Origin of the sequence: Reyranella massiliensis 521, assembly GCF_000312425.1 — a bacterium.
Classification (GTDB): domain Bacteria; phylum Pseudomonadota; class Alphaproteobacteria; order Reyranellales; family Reyranellaceae; genus Reyranella; species Reyranella massiliensis.
The window spans coordinates 2528081-2533624 of sequence record NZ_HE997181.1 but is presented as its reverse complement, the minus strand read 5'-3'; the positions used below and the strand labels follow the sequence as shown (position 1 = coordinate 2533624).

The window sequence follows — 5544 nt, the reverse complement described above, 5'->3', positions numbered from 1 at the left end:
ATGCCCCCTCCGCCTCGCAAGACGAGGCACCTCCCCCGTTGACGGGGGAGGAGAAGAGCGTGGGAAAGGAGAGGTAGTCATGGGCCAGATCGTCGGCGCGGCCATCGTTTCGCATCATCCGGGGCTGGTGCAGCCCAAGGAGGTGCGCGTGCAGCGCGGCAACGGGCGGGACTCCGATCTCATCGAAGGCTTCGATCGGGTGCGGGCCAGGATCGACGCGGTGAAGCCCGACACCTTCGTGCTGTTCGATACGCACTGGATCACGACCTCCATGCACCTCGTGGCCGGCGCGCCGCACTACAAGGGCCTCTACACGTCCAGCGAGCTGCCGTTCGCCATGTCGGGCTTCGCCTACGACTATCGCGGCGCGCCCGAGCTGGCGGCGCTGGTCGAGGACGTGGCGATGGAGCGCCGGGTGCCGGCACGCAACGCCCGCGAGGCCACGCTGCCGCTGCATTATCCCACGATCAACGTCGTGCACTATCTCGGGCGCGGCGAGAAGGTCCTGAGCGTCGGCACCTGCCAGACCGCGAAGTTCCATCACTTCCTGCAGATGGGCGAAGTGGTGGCCGAAGCGATCCGCCGCTCCGACGCGAGGGTCGTGCTGCTGGCTTCGGGAGCGATGAGCCACAAGTTCTACGACCTCGACCACATCCCGCCCAACCCGCGCATCTGGCATCCCGACAATGTGTCGGACCAGAAGAACCGCGCGCTCGACCAGGAAGTGCTGGCGCTGTGGAAGGAGGGGCGGCACGACACCGTGCTCGACCGCTTCCCCGAGCTGGAAGCCGCGAAATACGAAGGCCACGGTGCGCACTATGCGCAGATGATGGGGGCGCTGGGCGGCAAGGCCTGCCGCGCCCGGGGCACGCAGCTCTCGGAATACGAGAACGCGGCGGGCACCGGCAACGTCCACGTCTGGTTCGATCTCTAGGCGAGGAGAGTGAGCAGGATGAGCGTTCTCGAGGGGCCGCGCAAAGAAGTTCGTCACGTCATGAAGGACGGCAGCGCCTATTGGGTGGAGTTCAGGGACGGCAAGATCGTCTTCGCCGACGGCCGCACCTGCGAGGAGAAGGACGTGGTCCATCTGCCGCCCTGCAGCCCGACCAAGATCCTGTGCGTGCACGTGAACTACATCTCGCGCTACTACGAGTTCAACAACACGCGCGTGCCGCCCAAGACGCCGACCTATTTCCAGAAGCCGCTGACCGCGCTCAACGCCCACAAGGGCGAGCTGGTGAAGCCGCAGGGCTATACCTACGTGAACTACGAGGGCGAGATGGCCGTCGTGTTCGGCAAGGTCACGAAGAACGTGACGCGCGAGGAGGCGTGGGACTGCATCGCGGGCTTCGCGCCCGCCAACGACTTCGGTTGTCACGACTTCCGCGACACCGACGGCGGCTCGATGCTGCGGGTCAAGGGCATGGACGGCTTCTGTCCCATCGGGCCGGGCCTCGTCTCCGGCGTCGACGTGCGGCAGTCGACCCTGCGCAGCTACAAGAACGGCAGGATGGTGCAGGAGGGCGCGGTCAGCGAGCAGATCTTCGACTGCGGCTACCTGATCGCCGACCTCGCGCGCCACATCACCTTCCTGCCGGGCGACATCCTGCTGACCGGCACGCCGGCCAACTCGCGGCCGCTGCAGGCGGGGGACACGATCGACGTCGAAGTGACGGGCGTCGGCCGGCTCTCCAATACGGTCGTCGAGACGCCGGCGCCGCGTGCCGCCGAAGGCTTCCCGCCCAGCCCCGACAGCGAGGGCGTGCGCAGGGTGGCGCTCGGCAACGAGGAACGCCTGCCCGACAAGTTCAAGAGCAAGTAGCCATGTGGCCGGCCGCGTTCCTCGGTGCGTTGCTGGGACTGTCGTTCCTGGCGCTGCCGACGTTCGCGGCCGACACGCTGCTCACCCTGTCGCCGCGGCCGAACGTGAGCCTGCGCGTTCTGGTCGACAGGCCGGCCGCTCCCATCGGCAGCGTCGTGCTGATGGCGGGCGGGGACGGCGTGCTCGACATCGACTCCCAGGGCCGCATCGGCAGCAGGCTTGCCGACAATCACCTGGTGCGCACGCGCAGCCTCTATGTGCGGGCGGGCTATGCCGTGTTCGTGCCCGACGTCGCCGCCGACCTCAAGAGCACGCACAACTTTCGCTTCGGCAAAGCCTATGCCCAGGACGTGGCCGCGGTGGTCGCCGCCGCGCGCGAGGAGGCGCGGCCCGTGGCGATCATCGGCACCAGCCGCGGCGCGCTGGCGGTTGCCAGCGTCTTCACGCGGCAGTCGGCGGTGCTGCCCGATGCGGCGGTGATCTCGTCCGGCGTCCTGATGGGCAACGAGGGCAAGGGCGGCAGCGCGAGCACCGTGGGCGACGTGATGGAAATCCGCGTGCCGGTGCTGCTGCTGCGTCACCGGCTCGATTCCTGCCGTGCCTCGCCGCCGGCCGATGCCGAGAAATTCAAGGAGATGCTGACGGGCTCGCCGCGGGTCGATGTGGTCACGCTGGAAGGCGGCGGCCCGCGCAGCAAGACGGCCGATCCGTGCGGCTCGTCGCACTATCACGGCTTCTGGGGCATCGACGATCAGGCGGTGGCGGCCACGGTACAGTGGCTCGCCGCCAACATGCGCCGATAGGAACACGAAAAGGTACGGAGGAAACGATGGTCGCGATCAAGGTGGCAGAGTTTGCCTTTCCCCGCATGGAGGCGCCGGACCTCGACGAGATGGAGGAGTTCCTCACCCATTTCGGACTGGTGCGGGCGGAGCGCACGCCGGACGCACTCTACATGCGCGGCACCGACGGGCATCATCACCTGCACGCCGTCCACAAGGGCGGCACGAAGTTCATCGGCTTCGCCTATCACGCGGCGAGCGAGGACGATCTCAAGCGCGTCGCCAAGCTGCCGGGCGCGTCGGGCATCGAGACCATCGACGAGCCGGGCGGCGGCAAGCGCGTGCGGCTCGTGGAGCCGAACGGCTACCAGATCGAGGTCGTCCACGGCATGCAGGCGGTGCCTGCGGCGAAGACCGAACGCGACTTGCTGAACACGGGCAGCGAGCCGCACCGGCGCGCCGGCCGCGTCATGCGGCTTACGAAGTCGCCGACGCCGATCCAGCGCATCGGGCACGGCGTGCTGGCGACGCCTAATGTCCAGGAGACGGCCGCGTGGTTCCGCGAGACGCTGGGCATGATCCGCTCAGACGACGTCTATGCCGGCCCGAAGGAAAACGTGATCGGGGCGTTCAGCCGGCTCGACCGCGGCGACGACTATGTCGATCACCATGTCCTGTTCTGCATCCACAACGAGAAGCGGGGCCTGAACCACGTCTCCTACGAGGCGCACGACATCGACGCGATCTTTCAGGATCACGAGTATCTCAAGAAGCTCGGCAAGTACGACCATATGTGGGGCATCGGCCGTCATCTGCTCGGCAGCCAGGTCTACGACTACTGGTGCGATCCGTGGGGCCGCGTGCATGAGCGCTGGGCCGACACGGACCGGCTGAACGCAGCCAACGGGGGCAATCTCCTCAGCGTCGAGGAGGGGTTCCAGTCGCAATGGGGAGAAGCCCCGCCGGAGCGTTTCCGGCATCATGCCAGCCCTTAGCAAGGAGGTATGATCCATGTCCAAGCCACCCGCCGCCAACCCGCGCGACCAGTTGCGCGGGTTGGCGCCCAAGCTGATGGACCTGACCGACAACGTGCTGTTCGGCGACGTCTGGGAGCGGCCGGGCCTGTCCAAGCGCGACCGCAGCCTGATCACCTGTGCGGCCCTGGTGGCGCTCAACCGCACGGAACAGCAGACCGGACATTTCGCGCGAGCCATCGCCAACGGCGTGACGAAGGAAGAGCTGATCGAGTTGATCACGCACCTGGCGTTCTACTCCGGCTGGCCGACGGCCATGTCGGCCGCCAACGTGGCCAAGAAGGTGCTTGAAGAGGGAGAGAAGAAGTGAAGCTTTGTTATTTCAACGAGTGGCGGCTCGGCGTCATCAAGGGTGACAGCGTCGTCGACGTCACCGACGCCGTGAAGGATATCCCGCACCTCGATTCGCGCGACCTGATCCTGGGCCTCATTGCCAAATGGGATTCCTACAAGGCCACGGTCGAGAAGGCGGCCAGCGAGGGTAAGGGCCAGCCACTGAAGGGCGTGCGCCTGCGGCCGCCGGTGCCGAAGCCCGGCAACATCGTCTGCATGGCGGTGAACTACATGGAGGACGGCACCTTGCCGGAGAAGCCGCAGATCAACGCCTTCCACAAGGCGGCGACGGCGGTGATCGGCGACGGCGACACGATGGTGCTGCCCGATGCGCCGGCCAGCATCTTCGAGGGCGAGGCCGAACTCGCGCTGGTGATCGGCAAGCCGGCCACGCGCGTCTCGCAGGCCGACGCCATGAAGCACGTCTTCGGCTACACCTGCTTCATCGACGGGTCGGCCCGCGGCCTGCCGCCGCCGGGCAACGTCTTCTTCCAGATGAAATCGCGCGACACCTTCGCGCCGATCGGCCCCTGCATCGTCACGGCCGACGAGATCGCCGATCCGCAGAACCTCGCCATCGAACTGAAGAACAACGGCGAGACCATGCAGAAGTTCAACACCAGCGACATGGCGCACCAGATTCCGCGCTGCATCGAATGGGTGAGTTCGATCCACACCCTGCAGCCCGGCGACATCCTCGCCACCGGCACCAACCATCGCGGGCTGCACTCCTTCATGGACGGCGACAGGATCGAACTCACCGTCGAGAAGGTCGGCACGCTGCACTTCAACGTGAAGGACGAGCTGAAGCGCACCTGGGCCCGCACGACCCGCCTCCAGCACAAGGAGAAGGGCGGCGAGGGCGCACACACCCCGCAGCTCACGGGCAAGCACGCGAAGTAGACATATCTCTGTCGTCCTGAGCGTAAGCGAAGGACCTCATCGCCGCTTGCCATCGGTGGGGCAATCGGCATGAGATCCTTCGCTGCGCTCAGGATGACAAGTATGCTGGAGTGGCAGCTTCTCAAAGGCCATGAGAAGGTACGGCATGACCCGATCCATTCACGCGCCCACAGATCTCTTCGACAGTCTGCAATACGGCTTCGCGCAGGTCGCGGTGATCGCGACGCCGCTGGGGCGGGAGGTGCATGTCTCGGGACAGGTTGCCTGGGATGCCGACGGCAACCTCGTCGGCCCCGGCGACATCGGTCGCCAGCTCGAAAAGAGCCTGGAGAATCTCGCGACGGCGCTGGCGTCGGCCGGCGCCCACCTCGACCAGGTCGGCGCGCTGCGGCTCTACATCAAGCAAAGCCATATCCATGAGGGCAAGGCCATCAGCGCCGCGCTCAAGGCGACGTTCGGCGACAATCCGCCCTGCACGACCTGGATCGGCGTGCCGAGCCTCGCGAGCGAGGATTTCCTGATCGAGGTCGAGCCGTCGGTCGTGTTCCTGCCGAAGGCGTAGTGCAAAGCCTCCCCCGTCAACGGGAGAGGTGTCAGCGTCTGAGCTGACAGTGGGGCATGACCCCTCCGGCCCTACGGGCCACCTCCCCATTTGAATGGAGAGGAGGAT

The 5544-nt window shown here is 66.4% G+C and carries 7 protein-coding genes; all 7 read left to right on the top strand.

Annotation, left to right across the window (positions count from 1 at the left end; all coding sequences use genetic code 11):
• Window positions 1-79 precede the first annotated feature (79 nt).
• The 7 genes from BN60_RS12455 (at window position 80) to BN60_RS12425 (ending at window position 5436) form a co-directional block, all read left to right on the top strand.
• Complete coding sequence (locus BN60_RS12455) at window positions 80-934, top strand: DODA-type extradiol aromatic ring-opening family dioxygenase (RefSeq protein ID WP_020696387.1); 855 nt, start codon at window positions 80-82, stop codon at window positions 932-934.
• Window positions 935-952: 18 nt separating this feature from the next.
• Window positions 953-1822 carry a fumarylacetoacetate hydrolase family protein gene (locus BN60_RS12450; RefSeq protein WP_020696386.1) on the top strand — a complete coding sequence of 290 codons (870 nt, stop codon included), beginning with the start codon at window positions 953-955 and terminating at the stop codon, window positions 1820-1822.
• A gap of 2 nt (window positions 1823-1824) precedes the next feature.
• Window positions 1825-2625 carry an alpha/beta fold hydrolase gene (locus tag BN60_RS12445; protein WP_020696385.1) on the top strand — a complete coding sequence of 267 codons (801 nt, stop codon included), beginning with the start codon at window positions 1825-1827 and terminating at the stop codon, window positions 2623-2625.
• A 26-nt stretch (window positions 2626-2651) separates the two neighbouring features.
• Window positions 2652-3599, top strand: coding sequence for a VOC family protein (locus BN60_RS12440; protein ID WP_020696384.1), 948 nt, complete (start codon window positions 2652-2654; stop codon window positions 3597-3599).
• 16 nt (window positions 3600-3615) lie between these two features.
• Window positions 3616-3948: a carboxymuconolactone decarboxylase family protein gene (locus BN60_RS12435; protein WP_020696383.1), complete on the top strand. Its 333-nt coding sequence runs from the start codon at window positions 3616-3618 to the stop codon at window positions 3946-3948.
• Complete coding sequence (locus BN60_RS12430) at window positions 3945-4874, top strand: fumarylacetoacetate hydrolase family protein (RefSeq protein ID WP_020696382.1); 930 nt, start codon at window positions 3945-3947, stop codon at window positions 4872-4874. Before BN60_RS12435 ends, BN60_RS12430 begins: the two co-directional genes overlap by 4 nt.
• A gap of 145 nt (window positions 4875-5019) precedes the next feature.
• On the top strand, window positions 5020-5436 hold the full coding sequence (locus BN60_RS12425; protein WP_020696381.1) for a RidA family protein: 417 nt from the start codon (window positions 5020-5022) through the stop codon (window positions 5434-5436).
• Window positions 5437-5544: the final 108 nt, after the last annotated feature.

What these genes read in the sequence shown, in the direction of transcription:
- BN60_RS12455 (WP_020696387.1), top strand. Translation starts at nt 80, where the DNA reads ATGGGCCAGATCGTCGGCGCGGCCATCGTTTCGCATCATCCGGGGCTG.
- BN60_RS12450 (WP_020696386.1), top strand. Translation starts at nt 953, where the DNA reads ATGAGCGTTCTCGAGGGGCCGCGCAAAGAAGTTCGTCACGTCATGAAG.
- BN60_RS12445 (WP_020696385.1), top strand. Translation starts at nt 1,825, where the DNA reads ATGTGGCCGGCCGCGTTCCTCGGTGCGTTGCTGGGACTGTCGTTCCTG.
- BN60_RS12440 (WP_020696384.1), top strand. Translation starts at nt 2,652, where the DNA reads ATGGTCGCGATCAAGGTGGCAGAGTTTGCCTTTCCCCGCATGGAGGCG.
- BN60_RS12435 (WP_020696383.1), top strand. Translation starts at nt 3,616, where the DNA reads ATGTCCAAGCCACCCGCCGCCAACCCGCGCGACCAGTTGCGCGGGTTG.
- BN60_RS12425 (WP_020696381.1), top strand. Translation starts at nt 5,020, where the DNA reads ATGACCCGATCCATTCACGCGCCCACAGATCTCTTCGACAGTCTGCAA.